The 19,393-nt window shown below is 71.4% G+C and carries 16 protein-coding genes, 3 tRNA genes and 1 pseudogene; 13 read left to right on the top strand and 7 right to left on the bottom strand.

Going from position 1 to position 19,393, the window contains the following annotated elements; all coding sequences use genetic code 11:
- The first annotated feature begins 27 nt into the window (after positions 1-27).
- Positions 28-114, top strand: a tRNA-Ser gene (locus tag OSB71_RS03095).
- Positions 115-625: 511 nt separating this feature from the next.
- A complete protein-coding gene (locus OSB71_RS03090; protein WP_265943887.1) occupies positions 626-1,105 on the top strand; it encodes a hypothetical protein in 480 nt (159 codons plus the stop codon).
- A 187-nt stretch (positions 1,106-1,292) separates the two neighbouring features.
- Here the strand turns inward: OSB71_RS03090 and OSB71_RS03085 are convergent, their stop codons facing one another.
- Positions 1,293-2,039: a DJ-1/PfpI family protein gene (locus OSB71_RS03085; protein ID WP_265943885.1), complete on the bottom strand. Its 747-nt coding sequence runs from the start codon at positions 2,037-2,039 to the stop codon at positions 1,293-1,295.
- Between the two features lie 398 nt (positions 2,040-2,437).
- Between OSB71_RS03085 and OSB71_RS03080 the strand changes: the two genes are divergently transcribed.
- From OSB71_RS03080 to OSB71_RS03070, 3 genes are all read left to right on the top strand, one after another.
- Positions 2,438-2,746 (top strand): hypothetical protein, encoded by a 309-nt coding sequence (locus OSB71_RS03080; RefSeq protein ID WP_265943883.1) that lies wholly within the window; start codon positions 2,438-2,440, stop codon positions 2,744-2,746.
- A gap of 254 nt (positions 2,747-3,000) precedes the next feature.
- Positions 3,001-3,606 carry a SigE family RNA polymerase sigma factor gene (locus tag OSB71_RS03075; protein ID WP_265943881.1) on the top strand — a complete coding sequence of 202 codons (606 nt, stop codon included), beginning with the start codon at positions 3,001-3,003 and terminating at the stop codon, positions 3,604-3,606.
- A 723-nt stretch (positions 3,607-4,329) separates the two neighbouring features.
- Entirely contained in the window at positions 4,330-5,994 is a 1,665-nt protein-coding gene (locus OSB71_RS03070) for a long-chain fatty acid--CoA ligase (protein ID WP_265943880.1), read from the top strand.
- Positions 5,995-6,264: 270 nt separating this feature from the next.
- Here the strand turns inward: OSB71_RS03070 and OSB71_RS03065 are convergent, their stop codons facing one another.
- Both OSB71_RS03065 and OSB71_RS03060 read right to left on the bottom strand, forming a co-directional pair.
- Positions 6,265-9,936, bottom strand: a complete 3,672-nt coding sequence (locus OSB71_RS03065) for a PAS domain-containing protein (RefSeq protein WP_265943878.1) — start codon at positions 9,934-9,936, stop codon at positions 6,265-6,267.
- A gap of 559 nt (positions 9,937-10,495) precedes the next feature.
- Complete coding sequence (locus OSB71_RS03060) at positions 10,496-10,912, bottom strand: SSI family serine proteinase inhibitor (protein WP_265943876.1); 417 nt, start codon at positions 10,910-10,912, stop codon at positions 10,496-10,498.
- Between the two features lie 248 nt (positions 10,913-11,160).
- Between OSB71_RS03060 and OSB71_RS03055 the strand changes: the two genes are divergently transcribed.
- Together OSB71_RS03055 and OSB71_RS03050 are read left to right on the top strand one after the other, a co-directional pair.
- Positions 11,161-11,250 (top strand) — tRNA-Ser (locus OSB71_RS03055).
- 171 nt (positions 11,251-11,421) lie between these two features.
- Positions 11,422-11,494: transfer RNA gene (locus tag OSB71_RS03050), tRNA-Arg, on the top strand.
- Positions 11,495-11,673: 179 nt separating this feature from the next.
- On the opposite strand, the pseudogene OSB71_RS24565 reads toward OSB71_RS03050, so the two are convergent.
- The 4 genes and pseudogenes from OSB71_RS24565 to OSB71_RS03035 form a co-directional block, all read right to left on the bottom strand.
- Positions 11,674-11,838: pseudogene (locus tag OSB71_RS24565) on the bottom strand (DUF2637 domain-containing protein); the annotation flags it as partial.
- Between the two features lie 83 nt (positions 11,839-11,921).
- Positions 11,922-13,298, bottom strand: coding sequence for an FtsK/SpoIIIE domain-containing protein (locus OSB71_RS03045; protein WP_265943874.1), 1,377 nt, complete (start codon positions 13,296-13,298; stop codon positions 11,922-11,924).
- Between the two features lies 1 nt (position 13,299).
- On the bottom strand, positions 13,300-13,656 hold the full coding sequence (locus tag OSB71_RS03040) for an SCO3933 family regulatory protein (RefSeq protein WP_265943872.1): 357 nt from the start codon (positions 13,654-13,656) through the stop codon (positions 13,300-13,302).
- Positions 13,657-13,863: 207 nt separating this feature from the next.
- Positions 13,864-14,652, bottom strand: coding sequence for a GntR family transcriptional regulator (locus OSB71_RS03035; RefSeq protein WP_265943870.1), 789 nt, complete (start codon positions 14,650-14,652; stop codon positions 13,864-13,866).
- Between the two features lie 117 nt (positions 14,653-14,769).
- Here OSB71_RS03035 and OSB71_RS03030 point away from each other — a divergent pair, with 117 nt between their 5' ends.
- The 6 genes from OSB71_RS03030 to OSB71_RS03005 all read left to right on the top strand — a co-directional run bounded on the left by OSB71_RS03030 (position 14,770) and on the right by OSB71_RS03005 (position 19,054).
- Entirely contained in the window at positions 14,770-15,177 is a 408-nt protein-coding gene (locus OSB71_RS03030; protein WP_265944298.1) for an NUDIX hydrolase, read from the top strand.
- Between the two features lie 45 nt (positions 15,178-15,222).
- Positions 15,223-15,651: an ATP-binding protein gene (locus OSB71_RS03025; protein WP_265943868.1), complete on the top strand. Its 429-nt coding sequence runs from the start codon at positions 15,223-15,225 to the stop codon at positions 15,649-15,651.
- Positions 15,645-15,938, top strand: a complete 294-nt coding sequence (locus tag OSB71_RS03020; protein ID WP_265943866.1) for a hypothetical protein — start codon at positions 15,645-15,647, stop codon at positions 15,936-15,938. Before OSB71_RS03025 ends, OSB71_RS03020 begins: the two co-directional genes overlap by 7 nt.
- 131 nt (positions 15,939-16,069) lie before the next feature.
- Positions 16,070-16,333, top strand: coding sequence for a hypothetical protein (locus tag OSB71_RS03015; RefSeq protein WP_265943864.1), 264 nt, complete (start codon positions 16,070-16,072; stop codon positions 16,331-16,333).
- Positions 16,334-16,843: 510 nt separating this feature from the next.
- Entirely contained in the window at positions 16,844-18,175 is a 1,332-nt protein-coding gene (locus OSB71_RS03010) for an AAA family ATPase (protein WP_265943862.1), read from the top strand.
- A gap of 24 nt (positions 18,176-18,199) precedes the next feature.
- Positions 18,200-19,054 carry a DUF4435 domain-containing protein gene (locus OSB71_RS03005; RefSeq protein ID WP_265943860.1) on the top strand — a complete coding sequence of 285 codons (855 nt, stop codon included), beginning with the start codon at positions 18,200-18,202 and terminating at the stop codon, positions 19,052-19,054.
- Positions 19,055-19,393 lie beyond the last annotated feature (339 nt).

The following is a 19,393-nucleotide window of genomic DNA, read 5'->3' as shown; positions in this document are numbered from 1 at the left end:
CCCTGCGCAGCACCCGGTGCCGCGCAGGGAGGCGTGCCCGAGCGGCCGAAGGGACCGGTCTTGAAAACCGTCGTGGCAGCGATGTCACCGTGGGTTCAAATCCCACCGCCTCCGCCCAACTCGTAGAGCCAGCGGTCCCGGAGGGGTGCCCCTCATCGGAGGAGCGCCCCCTCCGGTGTCCGTCCCGAGAGGTGGCTTCCAGGGCTTCCCGCTGCGGGCGCGCGACGACGTGGTCCACTCGTCGGGCTGGTGCTGCACGTCCTTTCCGCGCCGCGAGCTCCGACCGCCCACCGTCCCCTCGCTCACCGTCGCGCCGTTCCTCCGGACCGTCCGCGAGATGCCTCAGAGGCCCCGAACACCGGCTTGCTCGCCTTCCACCGCAGCCTCGGCTTCGACTCGCGGATCGTCGACGACTCAACGGCCCCGGGCAGCCGATGGCGTTCTTCCACCGGGGTCTGCCGTCCGGCGGCTCCTGGTCTTGAGCGGTACGCCGTCCGCGGTCGGCGCTCGGCGGCCGCTGGTCGCTGGGCTGTGGTCGCGGGCTCCGCTCACCCTTCTCCGCGTCCGCTCACCCTTCTCAGCACTCCGCACCAGGGGACGCGGGGGTGTCGCTAACGTGAGCAGCATGGCGAGTCAGATCATCACCCTGGTCGGGGTTCTGTTGGGCGCGGTCACCTCCTTCGCCGCGACCACCCTGGTCGAACGAGCCCGCTTCCGGCAGGCGTTGGCCACCCGGTGGGACGAGCGCAAACTCGACACGTACGTGGAGTACGTCACCTCCGTCAAGGAGGCGGCCCGGGCTGCCCGGCAGGCGCTCGATGCCCGGGACCGGGGAGAAGACCCGACCGGGGCGCTGACGGAGATGGAGGCGGCGGAGTCCCGGCGCTCCGTGCTGTTCGAAAACCTCGTCCTGCTGGCGGACGAGGCGGCGGTGCAGACGGCGGCGACGGTCAACGAGCGGCTCTGGGCTCTGCTGAGGTGTGCGCGGGACCCAGCCGACGTGCCCGCCGCCCATCGCACGGAGCTGGGCCCCGGGGTCGTCGACGCGCTGAACGGCCTGCACCAGAGGGCCCGCACGGACCTCGCCATAGGTTCCTCGTCGTAGCTTCTCCGCTGCGGGCGCGGTCTGGCGGGCGGGGCGCTGGAGCGGGCTGAGGGCGCCCCACCCGGGGTGGGCGTGTGACTCGGGTCTTCCGGGGCCCCGCGTCCCCCCACGCGGGCGGCCCGTGGGGTCACTCGGCCGCGTGCGGCGAAGTCGCGCGGACCATCGGCGTGGGGGCGTGGGGGGACGGTCAGCTGTGGTCGGCACGGTGTGGGGGCGTCCACACCGTGCCGCGGACCTCGTACTCGAGCATCGCCTCAAGGCCGAGGGCCGCGTCGGGGCCGAGTTCGCGGCGGGCCAGCCACAGGGCGAGGTCCAGGCCGGAGGTGACGCCGCCGGCGGTGACCAGGTCGCCGTCGTCGACGACGCGGGCGTTCTTCAGCACGCCGCCCTGCTCCTCCAGGTACGGACGCGCCTTGTGGTGCGTGGTGCAGGGGCGTCCCCGCGTCAGTCCGGCGGCGGAGAGCAGGATCGCGCCGGTGCAGACGGAGGCCAGGGTGAGGCCGGGGCGGGCCGCCGCCGCGAGGGCGCGTGGGAGCGTGCCGCGCTCGATCTCGGCCCACACCCCGGGGCCGTCCCGCCGGGTGTAGCCGCCGCCGGGGACGAGGAGCACGTCCGCGCGGTGCGGCGCCCAGCCGTGCGGCACCCGGATCCGGGTGCCGTAGGCGGCCTCGACCATTCCGGGGCCGGTCACTCCGACGTAGCGGACGTCCACCGCGCGGTCGGTGAAGAACCCGGCGGCGGAGAGGACGTCGTAGGGCGCGGCGAAGTCCAGCTCCTCCGCGCCGTCGAACAGGACGACGTGGACGCGCAGGGGCCCCCGGGGCGCGTTCGGGGGCTGCTCGCGGGCGGTGGCGGAGGCCGTGCCGAGGCCGCCCAAGGCAGCGCCGGTGATGCCGATGCCCGCGGAAGTGCGGATGACGTCTCTGCGTTTCACTCAGCTCTCCTCGTGCCGCTGTTCGGCTTCCCGGCCGGTGCCGGCCGCTCCCGACTGCTTCTCGCGTGACTCGCGGGCTCCCGCGCCGCCCTCGTGGGCGCGGTGGGAGGCGGGCGATTCGATTCTTCGGCGGGGGCCTGGGGGCCGCAACGACGAGAAACCCACCCTTCCGGCCAACCGGTGCGGCGGCGGCGCAGGGGGGCGCCGTGCGACCGGGTGCACGGCGCACGGCGGCATGGGGGGTTTATCTGTATGTCGTCATTCTTGCGGGGGAAACAGGGGGGTCGGGTGGTTCGTGGGTGGCCTGTCGGGCAGTTTCGGTGGGCGACGTCGCACCGCGCTGGAGGCCGGCCAACTGCTCGGCGCGGAAACACGAGTTCCGTTTCTGGAGGAATCACATGGCACGTGTCCGTACCGCCCGTCTCGTCGCTGCCGTCGCCGCCCTGCCGCTCGCGGTGACCGCGCTCGGTGGTGTGGCGCAGGCTGACAACGGGGCCTTCGCCGACCTCGGTGCCAACGCGGGCGTCGCCAGCAGCGTCGGAAGCGGTGTGCTGGGGGACAACCTGGGCACCTCGACGACCAACCAGCAGGCCGCTACCGGGTGGGGTGCCACGAGTCAGACCAACAGCGCGAGCGTCAACGGGTCGGCCCCCACGGCGATCGACCAGGACACCGTCAACATCAACTTCTACGATCTGAACGGCTGAGCCACCGGGCGCCACCTTGGGGAAGGGCGGCGTCGAGGAGTCGCGAGGTTCGGGCCGTGCGGCCGCACTCGGTGCGGCCGCACGGCCCCGCTCGCGCCTCGGTCCGGGACGGCCTCAGGGGCGGCCCTGAGGCGTCGGCGGCTCCCCTCCACCCCTGGGAGGTGCGGGCCGGGGGCGTCCTACGACTTCCGGGGGAGGGGGTTGTGCACTTGCGGGCGATACGAGTGGGCTCCGGGCGCTTCTAGCGTGGAGCCATGACCACGCCTGGGACTTCCGACCGCGGCCCCGCCGTCCCCGTCGCCACCGTCACGCCCCTCGTCCCCAAGCAGCGCCGCGCCACGGCCGCCCCGGGGACGCCGCCGTCGTTCACCTCCTACGTGCGGCAGCGCGGCCCCGTGCTGCTGCGCACGGCGCGCTCGCTCACGGCCAACCCGTGCGACGCCGAGGACCTGCTGCAGACCGCGCTGACCAAGACGTACCAGGCCTGGGACCGCATCGAGGACCACCGCGCGCTGGACGGCTACGTCCGCCGCGCCCTGGTCAACACGCGCACCTCGCAGTGGCGCAAGCGGCGGGTGGACGAGTACGCCTGCGAGGAGCTGCCCGAGCCGGAGCCGCTCCCGGGCCCGGACCCGGCCGAGCAGCAGGCGGTGCGCGACGCCATGTGGCGGGCGGTGCGGAAGCTGCCGCCGCGGCAACGGGCGATGGTGGTGCTGCGGTACTACGAGGATCTGAGCGAGGCGCAGACGGCCGCGGTGATGGGGGTGTCGATCGGCACGGTGAAGAGCGCCGTCTCCCGGGCCCTGGCCAAGCTCCGCGAGGACCCGGAACTGGCGAGCGACACCCGCGACGCCGCCTGACGCCGACACCGCCCGACGCCGACACCGCCTGACGCCGACACCGCCTGACGCCGACGCCGCCTGACGCCGACGCCGCCTGACGTCGGCCGGGGCGGGGCACCCGCGGACCGGGGGCGGCGCGTCGGCTGTCGTCGGGCGAGGCCGGTCGGGGTGGTCGGGCACCGGCTGGGGCCGGGCGAGGTGGTCGACGTGCCGCCCCGGTCGCCGGGACGGCGGTCGGGTGCGCTGCGGTCGTCCACCGCCCCGCGCGCCTCGGCCGCGGCACGCCCGGCACCCTGCGTACCTGCGCGCCTCGGCCGCCTGCTTCCCCGTGTTCTTCGAGCGCCCGTGCTCACCGCCCCTCGGGCGTCCGGGCCGACGCGCGCCCGGCCGTGCGTGCCCGGCCGTGCGTGCCCGGCCGTGCGTGCCCGGTGTGCGTCGACCGCCTGCGCCCCCGCGGGCCCGGGCCGCCCGCGCACCTGCTCCCCCCGCGCGCGGGCTCGCGCTCCGGCCGCCCGTACGCGCGCGCTCCGGGCTGTCCGGACGGCCCGCGCGCCCGGGGCGTCCGCGTCCGTGCGCGCGGTGTCGGCCCTCCGGATGTCGGCGTTCGGTCCGGTGGGCGGGGCCGGGCCTCGTCCGTGTGAGACGAAAAGTCAACGACACAGCTCCCGCCTAGTGACATACCGCGTGGTACGCCGTGAGAATCGCGGGAAACCCGCCCCGCCATCTCACCCGGGAGGCCCCGTGCTGAGCACGATGCAGGACGTGCCGCTGAACATCAGCCGCATCCTCACCCACGGCTCCACCGTGCACGCCACCGCGCAGGTCGTCACCTGGACGGGGGAGCCGGAGCCGCAGCGGCGCAGCTTCGCGGAGATCGGGGCGCGGTCGGCCCAGCTCGCGCACGGCCTGCGGGACGAACTCGGCGTCACCGGCGACGAACGGGTGGGGACGCTGGCGTGGAACAACGACGTCCACGTGGAGGCGTACCTCGCGATCCCGTCCATGGGCGCGGTGCTGCACACGCTGAACCTGCGGCTGCCCCCGGCGCAGCTCGCCTGGATCGTCAACCACGCCGCCAACCGAGTGATCATCGTCAACGGCACGCTCGTGCCCCTGCTCGCCCCGCTGCTCCCGCACCTGAAGACGGTCGAGCACGTCGTCGTCGCCGGTGCCGGCGACCGGGCGCCGCTCGTGGAGGCCGCCGAACAGGCCGGGGTCCGGGTACACGACTACGAGGAGCTCATCGGCGGCCGTCCGACCACCTACGACTGGCCGGAGGTGGACGAGCGCCAGGCGGCGGCCCTGTGCTACACCTCCGGGACGACCGGCGACCCCAAGGGCGTGCTGTTCAGCCACCGCTCGGTCTACCTGCACGCGATGCAGGCCAACAGCGCGGAGGCGTTCGCCCTGAGCGGCGCGGACACGGTGATGCCGGTGGTGCCCATGTTCCACGTACTCGCCTGGGGTCTGCCGCACGCCGCCTTCATGGCGGGCGCGTCGATGCTCATGACGGACCGCTTCCTCCAGCCGGGGCCGATCGCCGAGATGATCGAGCGGGTCCGCCCGACGGTCGGCGGCGCGGTGCCGACGATCTGGCAGGGCCTCCTCGCGGAACTGGAGACGACGCCGCGCGACATCTCCTCGATGCGCCGCTGCGTGATCGGCGGCTCCGCGTGCCCGCCGAGCCTGATGCGCGCCTTCGAGGAGCGGCACGGCGTGACGCTCGTCCACGCCTGGGGCATGACGGAGACCTCGCCCCTGGGCACGGTCGCGATCCCGCCCGCCGGACGGGAGGAGGACGAGACCTGGGCGTACCGGCTCACCCAGGGGCGCCTGCCCGCGTCCGTCGAGGCCCGGCTCGCCGCGCCCGACGGCACGTTCGCCCCGTGGGACGGCCAGAGCGCGGGCGAACTGGAGGTGCGCGGGCCGTGGATCGCCGGCGCCTACTACGGCGGCGCGGGCGCCGCGGAGCCGCTGCGCCCCGAGGACAAGTTCAGCCCCGACGGCTGGCTGCGCACCGGCGACGTCGGCACCATCTCCCCCGACGGATACCTGACGCTCACCGACCGGGCCAAGGACGTCATCAAGTCCGGCGGCGAGTGGATCTCCTCGGTGGAGCTGGAGGGCCACCTCATGGCCCACCCCGACGTCGTCGAGGCGTGCGTCGTCGCCGTGCCCGACGACAGGTGGGGCGAGCGTCCGCTGGCCACCGTCGTCCTGCGCGACGGCGCGACGGCGGACTTCGCCGGCCTGCGCGCCTTCCTCGGCGACCACGTCGCGGGGTGGCAGGTGCCCGAGCGGTGGACGGTCATCCAGGAGGTGCCGAAGACCTCGGTCGGCAAGTTCGACAAGAAGGTCCTGCGCAAGCGGCACGCGGACGGCGAACTGGACATCACCGTCCTGTAGCCCGCCCCGCCCCGCCCCGCCCCGCCCCGCCCCGGCCCCGGCGCGCCCGCGTGGGCCGCCCGGCGGCCTCGGCCCGGGCGGCCCTGCGACGACGGCCGCCTCGGGCCGCGTCTCCGGCCGACCGCAGCCTCCGGCGGCCCCGGCCCGCCCCGCGGCCTGCGGTCCCCGGGCGGGCCGGGGCGGCGCGGCGCCCACCCGCACCGATGGGCCCCGGCGCGCGTCGGCTCGGCGCGCGTGGGCCCCGGCGCGCGTGGGCTCGGCCCGCGTCGGTCAGGCCGCGCCGATCTTCGACAGCAGGTCGACGATCCGCTGCTGCACCTCGGCGCTCGTGGAGCGTTCGGCCAGGAACAGCACCGTCTCGCCGGAGGTCAGGAGCGCCTGCTCGGCCGCGTCCATCGCCGCCGAGGTGTAGACGACGAACGGCGTCCGGTTCAGCAGGCCGTTGACCCGCAGCCAGTCGATGACCCCCGCGCGGCGGCGGCGGATCTGCCGCAGGTCCATGACCACCAGGTTCGGCCGGACCTGGGACGCGAGCGTGGCGGCCTCGCTGTCCGTCGGCGCGTGGAAGACCTGCATGCCGCGCCGCTCCAGCGACGCGGTGAACGCCTCCGCGATCACCGCGTGCTCCTCCACCAGCAGGACGCGCGGCGGGTGCTGCTCGCTGTCGCGCGGAGCGAGCGCCTTGAGCAGCACGGCCGGATCGGCGCCGTAGGCGGCCTCCCGGCTCGCCTGCCCGAGCCCGGCCGTGACCAGCACCGGCACCTCGGCGGCCACGGCCGCCTGGCGCAGCGACTGGAGCGCCGTGCGGGTGATCGGTCCGGTCAGCGGGTCGACGAACAGCGCGGCCGGGTAGGCCGCCATCTGCGCGTCGACCTCCTCGCGCGAGTGCACGAGCACCGGCCGGTACCCGCGCTCGGTGAGCGCCTGCTGCGTCGAGACGTCCGGTTCCGGCCACACCAGCAGGCGGCGCGGGTTGTCCAGGGGCTCGGGCGGCAACTCGTCGTCCACGTCGATCGGGCGCGGCGGCGCGTCGGCGTGCCGGTCGTGCACCTCCACCGCGCCGTTCGGGCCGTCCAGCGGCTCCGGCCCCTCGTCCGCACCGGCCTTCGGCGCCCCGATGGCGAACTGACGGCCCCCGTGCGGCGGCTGGGGCCCGACGAGCGGCTCGGCGGACTGCCGCTCGGGCGCGGCGGCGCGCGGCGGCGTGGCGGGCCGCTCGCCCTCCGCGGGCGGCGTGCCGAGCTTGCGGCGCCGCCCCGTCCCTCCGGGCGGCGTGGCCGGCGTTCCGGCGGCCGGGGTGCCTCCAGCGGGGGCGCCGGGGTGCGGGGTGCCTCCGGCCGGGGTGCCGGGGCGCGGCGTGCCCTCGGGGGGCGTGCCCGGGTCGCCGGGCGCGGACGCGGGCGGTTCGCCGCCCGGGCGGGCGTACGGCACGCCCTGCCCGAGCGTGCGCACGCTGATGCCGTGCCCGTGGGAGCCCTCGGCGGACGGCTCGGCCCCGGGCCGGGGCAGCGACGGCGGCGTCGGCTGGACGGGTGGGCGCGGCGCCGGACCGCCCAGGATCGGGCTGTGCGCGACCGCGCTCCCCCCGGGCTCCCGCGGCGCACCCGGTTCCTCCGCGGCCGAGTCCGGCCGCGGCTGCCCGGGCTCGGGCCGCGCGCCCGGCCGCGGCGCGGGGAGCTGCCGGCCGGGGACCTGCGGCGCGGGGGCATGCTGGCCGGGGGCCTGCGGTGCCGACGGGGCGTGCTGGGACGGCCCCGGCTCCGGCGGCTCCGGAGCCCCGGGCGGCGGGGCGCCCGGGGTCGGCGCCCGCGGCGGCTCCGGAGCGTGCGGCTCCGGCACCGGTGCCTGCCCACCCGGCCCCCGCCGACCGGGGTGCTGCCCGCCCGGCGGTTCCGGCGCGGGGGCGGGCGCGGGCGCCGGGGCGCCGGGTCGCGGGGCCTGCGGGGCCGCGCCGTCCGGGGGTGAGGGCTTGCGGCGTCGCCCGGTGGGCCGGTCCACCGGCGGCGGCTGCGCGCCGGGCGCGGGGTAGCCGGGGTGGGGCTCCGCGGGGGTCTGCGGCGCGGGGCTCCGGTCGGCCTCGGCGGGCGGCAGCGCGAACGGGGTGCGCCGCGGCGGGGCGTCCGGCGTGCCGCTCGGCTCCGGCGCGGGTTTCGCCCGGCGTCCGCGCCGACCCGTGCCGGGGGCGACCTGCTCGGGGATCAGCCCCGCGGCCGAGGCGCCCGGTGGCGCGGCCTCGGCGTCGCCCCCGGTGCCGGCGTCGCCCTCGGCACGCTCGCGCACGGGCGGTTGCAGCGGGCGGCGGGCGCGCCGTCCGGTGGGCGTCGCCGGGACGAGGTCAGGCCGCGCGTGCCCGGCCCCGGCCTCCGGCGCCTCCCCGGCGTCCGCGGCGGGCGGCTGCTCCCCGGACGCGTCGGGCTTCGCTCGGGGCGCGGGCTTCGGCACCAGGCTCTCGTCGACGTCGCCCAGCGGCACCTCCAGCACGAACGCGCTGCCGGCCGCCGCGCCGGGCACCTCGTGCGTCTGGAGCACGCCGCCGTGCAGCCGCACGATGCCGCGCACGATCGGCTCGTGCACCGGGTCGCCGCCCGCGTGCGGACCGCGCACCTCGATGCGGGCGACCGGCTCGTCCCCGCCGCGCTTGGCCGCCGCGACGACGATCGTGGAGTCCCCGGACCCGCCCGGCGCGACGGCGTTGCCGGTGGCGTCCACCCCGGCGACGTCCGCGATCAGGTGCGCGAGCGCCAGCGACAGGCGGCCCGGGTCCACCACCGCGTGCACCGGCGGCGCGTGCACGGCGAACTGGGCCCGGCCCGGCCCGATCAGCTCGATCGCCCCCTCGACGCCGGCCGAGACCACCGCGTCCAGAGCCACCTGGCGCGGCTCCAGCTTGTCGCGGCCCGTCTCCAGCCGCTGGTAGCCCAGAACGTTGTCCATGAGCGTCGTCATCCGGGTGTACCCGGCCGACAGGTAGTGCAGGACCTGGTTCGCCTCCGGCCAGAGCTGCCCCGCCGGATCGGCGGCCAGCCCGCCCAGCTCGCGGCGCAGCTCGTCCAGCGGACCGCGCAGGGCGTCGGTGCAGACGGCCAGCAACTGGTCGTGCCGGGCCTGAAGCGAGTCCAGCGGACGCCGGTCGGTGAAGGTGAGGACGGCGCCGACGAGCTGGTCGCCGTCGCGCACCGGAGCGGTCGTGATGTCCACCGGCACCGCGCGCCCGTCCTTGGCCCACAGCACCTGGCTGCGCACCCGGTGCTTGCGCCCGGAACGCAGCGTGTCGGCCAGCGGCGTCTCCTCGTACGGCAGCGGCGAGCCGTCCGCGCGCGAGTGGTGCACCAGCGGGTGCAGCGCCTGCCCGCCCAGATCGCTCGCGCGGTAGCCCAGCAGCGTCGCCGCCGCCGGGTTGACCAGCACGACCCGGCCCTCGGTGTCCGTCCCGATGACGCCCTCGGCCGCCGCGCGCAGGATCATCTCCGTCTGCCGCTGCTGGCGCGCCAGCTCCGCCTCGGTGTCCAGCGTGCCGGTCAGGTCGCGCACGACGAGCATCAGCAGCTCGTCGCCGGTGTAGGCGTTGCCGTGGTCGGCGTAGGCCGCCTCGAACGACGACTCGTACGGCGTCCGCCCGTCCGCCAGGTTCGCGCTCGTCACCTCGACGGGGAACTCACCGCCGTCGGTACGGCGCGCGATCATGCGCGTGGGCGGCTGCCGCCCCTCCACCTGTTCGTCGGGCCGGCGCATCGACCCGGGGATGCGCTTGGAGTCGAACGCGGGCAGCAGGTCGAGCAGCCCGCGCCCGACGAGCGCGGTACCCGGGGTCTCGAAGACCTCCAGGGCGATGCTGTTGGCGTTCACGACGGTGCCGTTGGCGTTGACGAGCAGCAGCGCGTCCGGCAGTGCGTCGAGTATGGCGGCGAGGCGAGCAGCGCCTCGGGACGGCCTGCTGCTCACGTCGGCTTTCCTCCCTGCTGAGCACGTGGGGGCCCGGGTCGGCTGGTCGTGTTACCGGGCGTGTCACCACAGGGAGTCTACGGGGACGCGCAGCGCGCGCGGGAGCGGACGTGGCGGCTGCGGATTCCGCCGCGGCGTCTTCGGGACAGCCTGCGTGAAGCCACCGCAGCCCGCCCAGGCCGCCCCAAACCACCGCGCCCCGCGCTCCGTGCCGGGCCCGGAGGGCACGGCACGCACACCGGCCTTGCCGTGCCCGGCGCGGCCCCCCCCCGCACCCGCGCCCGCACCGGGCCGGGGCCCGGGCATCCGAGCACGCGGTCAGGCCCGTACGCCCGCGCAGCGCGTGCAGGCGCGAAGCACGGCGCCGACCCGACCGACCCCGTACGACCCGAGCGCCCGCGCACGGCCCAGGAGCCCGGCTGCCGAGCGGACGGAGCCGAGCACCGTGTGCCCGCGCCGGGGGGCAGGGCCGGGCGTCCGTGCCCAGGGTCAGGCCCCGGCGTCCGCGCCCGGCGTCCCGACATCCGCACCCGGGCCCCGGCGTCCGCGCCCGTGCGCGTCAGGCCACCGCGGGCAGCGCCGGCGTCAGCCGGTCCCACCGGTGGATCTCGCACCCGTTCTCGCGGCTGAACCGGGCGTCCACCTCGCGCCCGCCCCACTCGCCGGTGATCCGCGCCGTCTGCGGACCGCCGTAGATCTGGGTGCACATCTGGTTCTCGTCCACCGGCTCCCACACGCTCGGCGCCCGGCCCTGCGTGGCCCGCTCCACCGCGGCGCACGCCTCCCGGGCCTGCGGGTGGTCGCCGCCGACCGGGTGGCACTCCAGCACAAACCGCTCGGCGGCCGACATCCCCCCCTCCTGGTACGTGATCACGAGCCGGTCCGCCTTCGCCGGCGGCGGGCAGGCCAGTGCGGGCCCGCCCAGGGCGACGAGCGCGGCGGTGAGACCCACGGTGGTGGCGGTACGACGCAACATGGAACGCTCCCTAACGCGAGGGGTCCGGTCGACCCCACACCCCTAACGCTCCACCCCGCCCGGAGTCGCGCAACCCGGCCGCGGACAACCCGAAGGGACTACCGCGGTCCCGCCCCGCGGCGCACTCGCCGCGCCGCAAGGGCTTTGCCCGCCGCCCCGCCCGCCGGGTACTCTGGGCGACGATTGGCAGCGGCCCCACCGGCTGTGCCATCATCTCTGCGCACACACCGCTTCGCCGCGGGGTGTGAGGAGGCTTCGCCTAGTCTGGTCTATGGCGCCGCACTGCTAATGCGGTTTGGGGTTACCCCCCATCCCGGGTTCAAATCCCGGAGCCTCCGCTCGATCGTTCACGATCACCAAGGCCCTCGCCACCCGGCGGGGGCTTTCGCGTTCCTCCGACGTTTCCGCAGGTCAGGCCGGGTGCGACCAATGGATTTCGCCCGTGGCCGCAGGTCATGTAATGTTGTTCCCGCAACGCCGCCCCGGACGAAACCACCGGGACCGGACAAGCGCTCGTAGCTTAACGGATAGAGCATCTGACTACGGATCAGAAGGTTGCAGGTTCGAATCCTGCCGAGCGCGCAGCAGGTCAAAGCCCCCTCGGGATCACCCCAGAGGGGGCTTTTTCGTGCCTGCAAGCAGGAAAGTACAGCAACCGCGTCAGCCGCTGCCGCCCATAGCGGTCGACAGCTTGCCGATCGCGTCGCGCACCTCCTCCTCGCTCGCCTCGGCGTAGACCTCCATCGGGTTCGCAGGCGTCGCCAGGCGGCGACCAGGAGCAGGTCGACGGAGACGGGGTAGGCCCAGGCCATCCAGCCGTGCTGTCCGGCGGCTTCGGCCAGGTCGTGGAGGTGGGCGAAGGACAGGGCACCGGCGATCACCGCTTGGATCAGTACGGCGTCGAGCCGGGCCAGCGAGCGGCGCATCGCGGGACCTCCTTTCGGTTTCGGGCATGGCGGGGTAGGGACGTGGTGCGAGGAGGCCGCGCCGGCCGGGGCGGAACGGGAGATCAGCCGGTGACGGGCCGGGGCTTGGTCAGCGGCATGGGCGGGCCACAGCCGGGCACAGCGGTAGCGGGCCGGTACGGAGCGAGGGCCGGGACGTCGGGGACCAGTTCGGCGGTCTCCTGGCAGACGGCGGCGGCGTCACCCAGGGAGAGGTACGGGGTGCGGATGCGGGACCAGCCGCCGGAGGTGTCACCGGCCACGGCGAGGCCGGGCCTTTCCGGGGCGATGGCGCAGGCCGCGCCGACGGCGTCGGGGGCGATATCGCCGAGGGCCATCTTGGCGGAGGCTTCGTCGTTGACGCGGTGGCAGACGCGGCCGGTGAGCTGGGCCCGGAGCATGGTCGCGCCCTTGCCCAGCTCGGCGCCGAACCGCTGGCCGCAGACTTCCAGGTGGATGCCCGCCGCGCGGCCGAGCTGGGCAAGGCGGATGAGCTGGGTGACCATCGCGTCCCGGCGTTCCTCGTCCTTCTTCGTCGCGGTGAGGAACAGTTCGGCCACCTCGTCGATGAACAGCACGACGGGCACCGGACGGTCGGCTTCGGGTAGGCCCCAGACGTCGGAAGTGATCTCTTCGTCCGGGGTGTCGGGCGCGATGCCCTGCCGTGCCTTGACCACGTCGTAGCGGTCTTCCATCTCATTGACGAGGGCCGACAGCAGGTCAGCGGCTTCATCCGGCTCGGTGGCCAGGGCGGACAGACGTGCTGAGAACGGCGCCAGCTCCACCCCGCGCTTGCAGTCGATCCCAGCGAGGGCGACCGGCTGACGGGCGAGCCCGGCCACCAGGTTCCGCAGGTACATGGACTTACCCGACAGCGTCGCCCCGAGGGTGAGCTGATGCGGCACGGTCAGGTAGTCGCGAACGAACGGCGTGGCATCTTCCCGCAGTGCGACCGGCACCTTCAGCAGCTCGGCCGGTGCCGACTTCGGCATCCGCACCCGGGTGAGGACGTCGAAGCCGACGAGCCGCAGTTCCACCACACCCGGCTTGACCGGCGTCACGTGGACGGCGTGTACGCCCCAGGCGTGACGCAGCCGTTCGGCCGAGGCGGCGAAGTCGGCGGGCTCCTGTCCCGGTGCCAGCCGCAGCCGGAGCCGCAGCCCGGTGGACGTCGGCCGCATGAGGCCCCGCCGAGGCGGAACCGGCCGCACCTCACGCCGAGTCGTGGCGTGCACGGCGAGAGCCCGCAGCCGGGTCGGGGCCACCGTCAGCCCACAGGACTCCATCACCGACCCGTACGAGGCCAGCAGCCGCCCGACCGACAGCGGCAGGCCGACGGTGTTCCAGTAGAGAGCCGGGTGACGGACTCGGGCCCAGGCGGCCCCGCCGCCGAGCGCGACGAGGGGGCCACCCAGCTCCAGGAGGTGCAGCAGCTCGGACACCTCAGACCCCCGCACCGGCCGCAGCGGGGACGGCGCCAGCGGTGACGGCGGCGGCCCGGTAGGCGATGCCGTGCCGCTGCTGGCCGTTGAACACCGACTCCCACGGCCGGGCGACCAGGCCAGGCAGCGCGACCGGCGAGCCGAGGACCAGCCCCTCCACGACACCGCTCTCGGGAACGGTGACATGGATGAGCGAGGACTCCCCTTCGTCGATGTAGACCACGCCGACCTTCATCAGCGCCTCACCGCTCACGGCGTCCTTCGCGATCTCTCCCGTCTGGCGGTCCCGCACCTTCGGCTGGGGAGCTTCGGTCAGAAGGATCGTCGCGGTGGAGGTCTCAACTCGGATGGAACGCACGGGATGTGTCTCCTTCGTGTCAGCCTCAGCCATTAACGCCTAGTCGTCTAGACAAGATGCGCCAGGCCGAGAGGTTCAGCCGGGAACGCGAACCACTGTGGCACAAGGCTTGCCCACTCGTCTATACGAGTATGCCTCTCGGTGTGTACGAGTTCGGCGGCGGCGAACCTCCCGAGGCATCGTCAACTCCCTAGCGACACCCGCTCCCTACGTGGCAGGCAGTTGGTAGGACAGGACGTAGGCGTCTGCGGCCATCACCGTGTCGCACACCTCCACGGCTCGCCCCTTGGTGTCGTAGGCCGTCCGCACGAGGTGGATGACCGGCACACCGGCGGCCAGACGCAGCGTCTTGATCTCCTGTGGGGAGGGCATCCGGGCGCGGATCTCCTCCTCGAAGCGGTCGAGCTTGTGCCCCAGCTCCTCCAGCCGGGCATAGATGCCGCCGGGGCCGGGGTTCGGCTGGGCGATCGGCGTATCGCGGGCCAGGTCCAGCGGCAGGTACGACGTGGCGAACTCCACGGGCCGCCCGTCGAGCAGGTACCGCCGACGCCGGGTGAGCACCCGCCGGGGCGCACCAAGCCGGGCGGAGACGTCAGCCGACGGCCGTTCCTCCTTGACCTCCAGGTTGTCCACCTCGGGCCGGCTCCCCGCCGCTTCGGCCTCCACGGTGAAAGCCGACTTGCCCTGTTCCCGATGCCGCCGGGCGAACCGGTCGGAGGCCAGCCGACGGACCGGCGGACGCGGTCGGACGAAGACACCCTTGCCGTGCTCCGAGGAGACCAGCCCCTCGCTCTGGAGCATCGACAGCGCGTTGCGGACGGTCATCCGGGATACCCCGAAGTGGTCCACGAGCTCGGCTTCCGAGGGCAGCTTGGCCCCTTCCGCGAAGCGGCCCCTGTCGATGGCCTCCCGCAGTTGATCAGCGATCTGTCGGAACACGGCGCGATCACTGGTCGGGTCCAGCGAGCCGAGCAGGCCGGAAGGAAGAGCGGCCATGTGTACTCCTTTGGATATCTAGACGAGAGGCTGAGTGCTGTTGCTACGGTGAGAGAGCCTAGCCAGCCGACGGAACGAGAGCCGCCGAACGTGAGCACTGCCGAGCGCCCCCACTCCGTGAGCGTCGCCGGGGTGATCGTGGACGACCACGGTCGCGCCCTGCTCATCAAGCGACGCGACAACGGCCACTGGGAACCGCCCGGCGGCGTCGTCGAGGCCGGCGAAACCCTACCCGACGCCCTCCAGCGCGAGGTCCTCGAAGAGACCGGCATCAAGATCGCCACTCCGGCGGCCCTGACCGGCGTCTACAAGAACATGAAGGGCCTGATCGTCTCCCTGGTCTTCCGTTGCGAGGCCATCGACGGTCAGCCCACCACCGGCGACGAGACCAAGGCCCTGCGCTGGGCCACGCGCGAAGAGGTCTCCGAGCTGGCCGACGAGGCGTACGCGATCCGCGTCCTTGACGCACTGGACGCCACGTCGCCGCCCGCCATCCGCGCTCACGACGGGGTCAAACTCGTCTAGCACACACCCACGGTCCACAGCGGCCACCAGCACAGGAGAACTTGTATGCACGAGTATACGAGCACATGCCGCGTCTGGGAACTCCTCCTGCCAGGACTCCCCGAAGAGGTCAGCCGCGCCCGCCGCTGGACCCGTGACCTCCTCCACGACACCCCCTGCGCCGACGACGCCGCCCTCATCGTCACCGAGCTGGGCGCCAACGCCATCACCCACACCACCAGCCGGACCTTGCGCATCACGATCACGGTCGCCACCGAGGGCGTCACGATCGCCGTCACCGACACGGGGAGGAGCAACACCAGCCCACGTATCCACCAGGCCGACGACCATTCCATCCACGGCCGCGGCCTCAGCATCGTCGCCACCCTCGCAGCGCAGCTCACCGTGACGCCCACACCCCAGGGCCACACCGTCACCGCTCACCTGCCCACCGAGGCAGCCCACCGACCCCATGCCCTGGCCCGCTCATGCTGACCTGCCCCATCCACTGCCACGCCACCGCGCACACCGGGCAACGCCGATTTCTACTGGCCGCAGACCTCACCCGAAACCCCCGCCTGGCCCTGCGATGGCTCCGCACCCGAACCCACCACATCGCAACCCAACTCGACCCCCCGTACGCACAGCCCTTACGTCACTGGCTCACCGACGAAGCCGAACACGAACACGCCCTCCACCTCCTCGTACACGGGCACCCGTACACCCTCACTGCCTACGACGACGAAGCCCGCTACGTCCTCTACGCGGAGGCCACCCGATGACCCGCCCCGGAGCGCTCACGACCCCCGGCATCTGGTGCGAATGTCTTACCCGTGATCCGGCAAGCGGCGAACCCCGCACCGTGGCCACCTTCGACGCCACGACACCCGGTCAGGCCACCCGCTGGATCCGCGTGGCCTTGCGAGCCATCGCGCTGGCCCTCCACAGCAGTGCGCGTACCGAGGCATGGCACTGGCTCGAAGCCGAACACACCGACGCCCAACGTGACCTCAACTTCGGCGAGCCCCACACCCTCACCATCACCCAAGGCGCCACGCGGATCACCTGGACAGCCCGCCCGGTCACCTTCCTCACCCTCGCCCACCGGACCACCAGCGCCCTACCACCCTGCGCCGAACTCCTCACCCACACCGACCTCAACACGAAGGCCGAGTAACAACTTTCTCTACGTCTTCAAGGCGGCTCGCTCCGCTCACCGCGCGCGGCCCGGCCCCCGGCCGGGCCTGCGCTCCTGTCTCCGCCCCGCTCCAGCCCGGCCAGCGCCCGTGCCGCGCACAGCAGTCAGCCGCCTGATGCCAGAGAAGACGTACGTCGTGGCTGGGGCGGTCGGCTCCACGGCTTTAGTCACCTCCCCGGTCCGGGTCCCGCGTCGAGCAAGACCAGGGGGCCACTCGTGCACATTGCGGTCAGGCCCAAAGCCTGCCCGAGTTGCCAACCAGCGTACGGCCCCCTGATCATGCCCGACCCCAGACCGGGCAGGCCACCGGCCAAACCCGCTCCGCCGACCTCGTAGCGAAACCGCTTCAGCGGATCGATCACGGACGGTTCTGGTTCCCGCGCGCACAAGCGGCACTTCGCGAGTAGGTAGACACGCACAGCCTTCCTGGCGACAATATTTTGGATCTCATACGCCCATCGAGGGGGACCAGTGCCCACTGCGCCAAAGTTGATCGAGGTCTCAGTCCAAGGACTTCTTGGGCGGTTCAATCACACCATCAAGTTCCCCCCAGAACAAGAGTTCGTAATCATTTATGGCCCGAATGGCATCGGGAAGACTAGGTTTCTAGAACTAATCAGTAACACTTTCCAGCTCAAGCTTGGGCGAGTTTCACGCACTCCTTTCAATCAAGTACTCTTCACCTTTGACGGCGGAACGCGCCTCACTGTCGAAAATCTCGCAGCCCCGGCAAATGAAGAGCAAAGCGAGTACGACTACACACTTCGCTTACTGTTCGAAGAAACCGGTGGCGACAGTATCGATTGGGTTAACACTAAAGATCAAAACGATCTACGAGACGTTCCCATGAGTCGATGGATGCGTCTCATTGATAGGTATACACCCGCCCACTATAGGGGTGGCGGCAAGTGGCTTGATCCTGAAACAGGGCAAAATTTGAATCGGGCTGAGGTGATTGAGAAATATGCATACCTGATTCCCTCCGAGTTGGCCCCGTTCCCACAGGTGCCTGAAAAAATCAGAGAATTTCTACAGAGCGCAGACGTTCATCTGATTGAGACGCAGCGGCTTCTCACCCGCGTAAATCCATCCCGGGATCAGTCGCGTGGCGAACCCACAGATCGAATTACAGTTCGTGAATTCTCTGAGGACTTTTCGCGCAGAATGCACGAGGCCCTCGCCCAGAACTCTCGAACCTCCCAAGAGCTTGACAGGACGTTCCCTCGACGCCTCCTTTCCGCGGGCTACCCACCTGCCGCTGCCACTGAAGAAGCTATTCGAGCTCGCTACAACGAGCAGAGTGAACTCAGGGATCGGCTTGCGGAAGTTTCACTCCTCCAGGGTTCGTCGGATCTTCCGCTACCAGACAAGAAGTTGGACTCATCCCAGCGACTTGTCTTGTGGACTTACCTAGATGACTCCGAAAGAAAACTTGCTACATTCGAAGATCTGCTTAGGCGCGTACAGCTTTTTCGAGATATCGTCAATTCGCGCTTCCAATTCAAACAACTTCGCTTGAACAGAGGCGGCTTCAGCTTCGTCACGGATTTGGGACAAGAGATCCCAGCCGAAAGCCTTTCCTCGGGGGAGCAGCACGAGCTCGTGCTAGCCTACGATCTTTTGTTCAACGTCGCGGAGAATAGCCTGGTACTAATTGATGAGCCCGAGATTTCACTCCATGTCGCTTGGCAACAAGAATTCCTCAATGACATCGCAAACATTGCAAACACGGCCTCACTGAGATTTATTGTTGCAACCCACTCGCCGCAAGTTATCCACAAGTGGCGAAATCGCGCCGTGTCGCTCGGGGTCGATAACTGAAAATCCTGACTGGGGGGGGCAAAAATGCTTGATCTTTTAACGGCCGACGACGTCTTGTCGCACGTCATGATGCTCGCAGATACCAACGATCTGCTGTATTTGCTGGTAGAGGGCGACACGGACTGCAGCGTGATTGATCCGCATATCGACATGACGCTATGCGACACTCTGCCGGGCGGCGGGAAAACGGTAGTTCTCGGCGCCATTCGCATGGCACGTGAAGAGGGATTCAATCGGCTCGCCGCGGTAATCGATCTCGATTGGGTCGATCTGCTGTATCCAAAGGACGAAGAGGAGGGCGTTTTCTACACGGATTACTACGACATTGACGCCACCGTCTTCTTCCAGGAGCAGAACGTTCTCAGGGTGGCAGGTAGCTTCGCAAATAGATCGCAGCTTAGATCTCATATCGCTAACTGCCCACATTCGACTCTGCATGAACTAGTAACTCATATAGCCTTTCCAGTAGGCGCCCTGAGGTTCACGTCAGAGAAGCATCGACTTCAGCTAAATCTGCGTGATTTTCCAATCTCCGTCGCCCTCAACGACAGCGGAACTGGTATCGATTTTGACCGGCTACTCGATGTTTCTTTGCGGAGATCCGGAAAAGAATTAGAATGCAAAGAAGAGGTTGTGCGCCTTTATCGGCAAGAGAGGGTCGCCATGTCAGAAATAGAGCGTTATTGCTCGGGCCATGACCTTCTCTCGGCTCTCGCCACAATCCTGCATCGCAAATGTGGTTCCAAGGCGTCGAGTGACGCCATAGCTCGCGCAGTCAGGGGCGCCTTCAGTTGCTCAGACGTAAAAGAATCCTCATTGTTTTCAGCTATCGAAAAGTGGGGGGAGTTTCACGGTAGAGCGTTGCTTACGTGTCTATGAATCGACGCTTGGGGCAGCGCCGAACATTGCCAAAGCCTCTCAAGTCGATGACACCGCAGTCCGCCCGCGTGCACCTGGCAGATCCAACGTGCGCCTTCCCTGCCGGCAGGGACCGAACCGCGGTGCCTACAGCTTCACGTATTGCGTGACTCGACTGACGGAGAGAAGCGACGTGGCGAGTCTGGCGCTCCGACCAAGACTCGGGGGACGGTGCCAGCGGAAGATGACGAACCAGCACCTCCCGGTGCTTGTTCATCAGAGGTCGTATTCCACGTACGTTGTGGCCCAGCGCATGGAGAAGGAAGCCAAGGAGAAGGAGCGGAGGATTTGCAAGAAGTG

Source organism: Streptomyces marinisediminis (genome assembly GCF_026262575.1).
GTDB lineage: Bacteria > Actinomycetota > Actinomycetes > Streptomycetales > Streptomycetaceae > Streptomyces > Streptomyces marinisediminis.
This window is presented reverse-complemented; position numbering and strand designations above follow the sequence as displayed.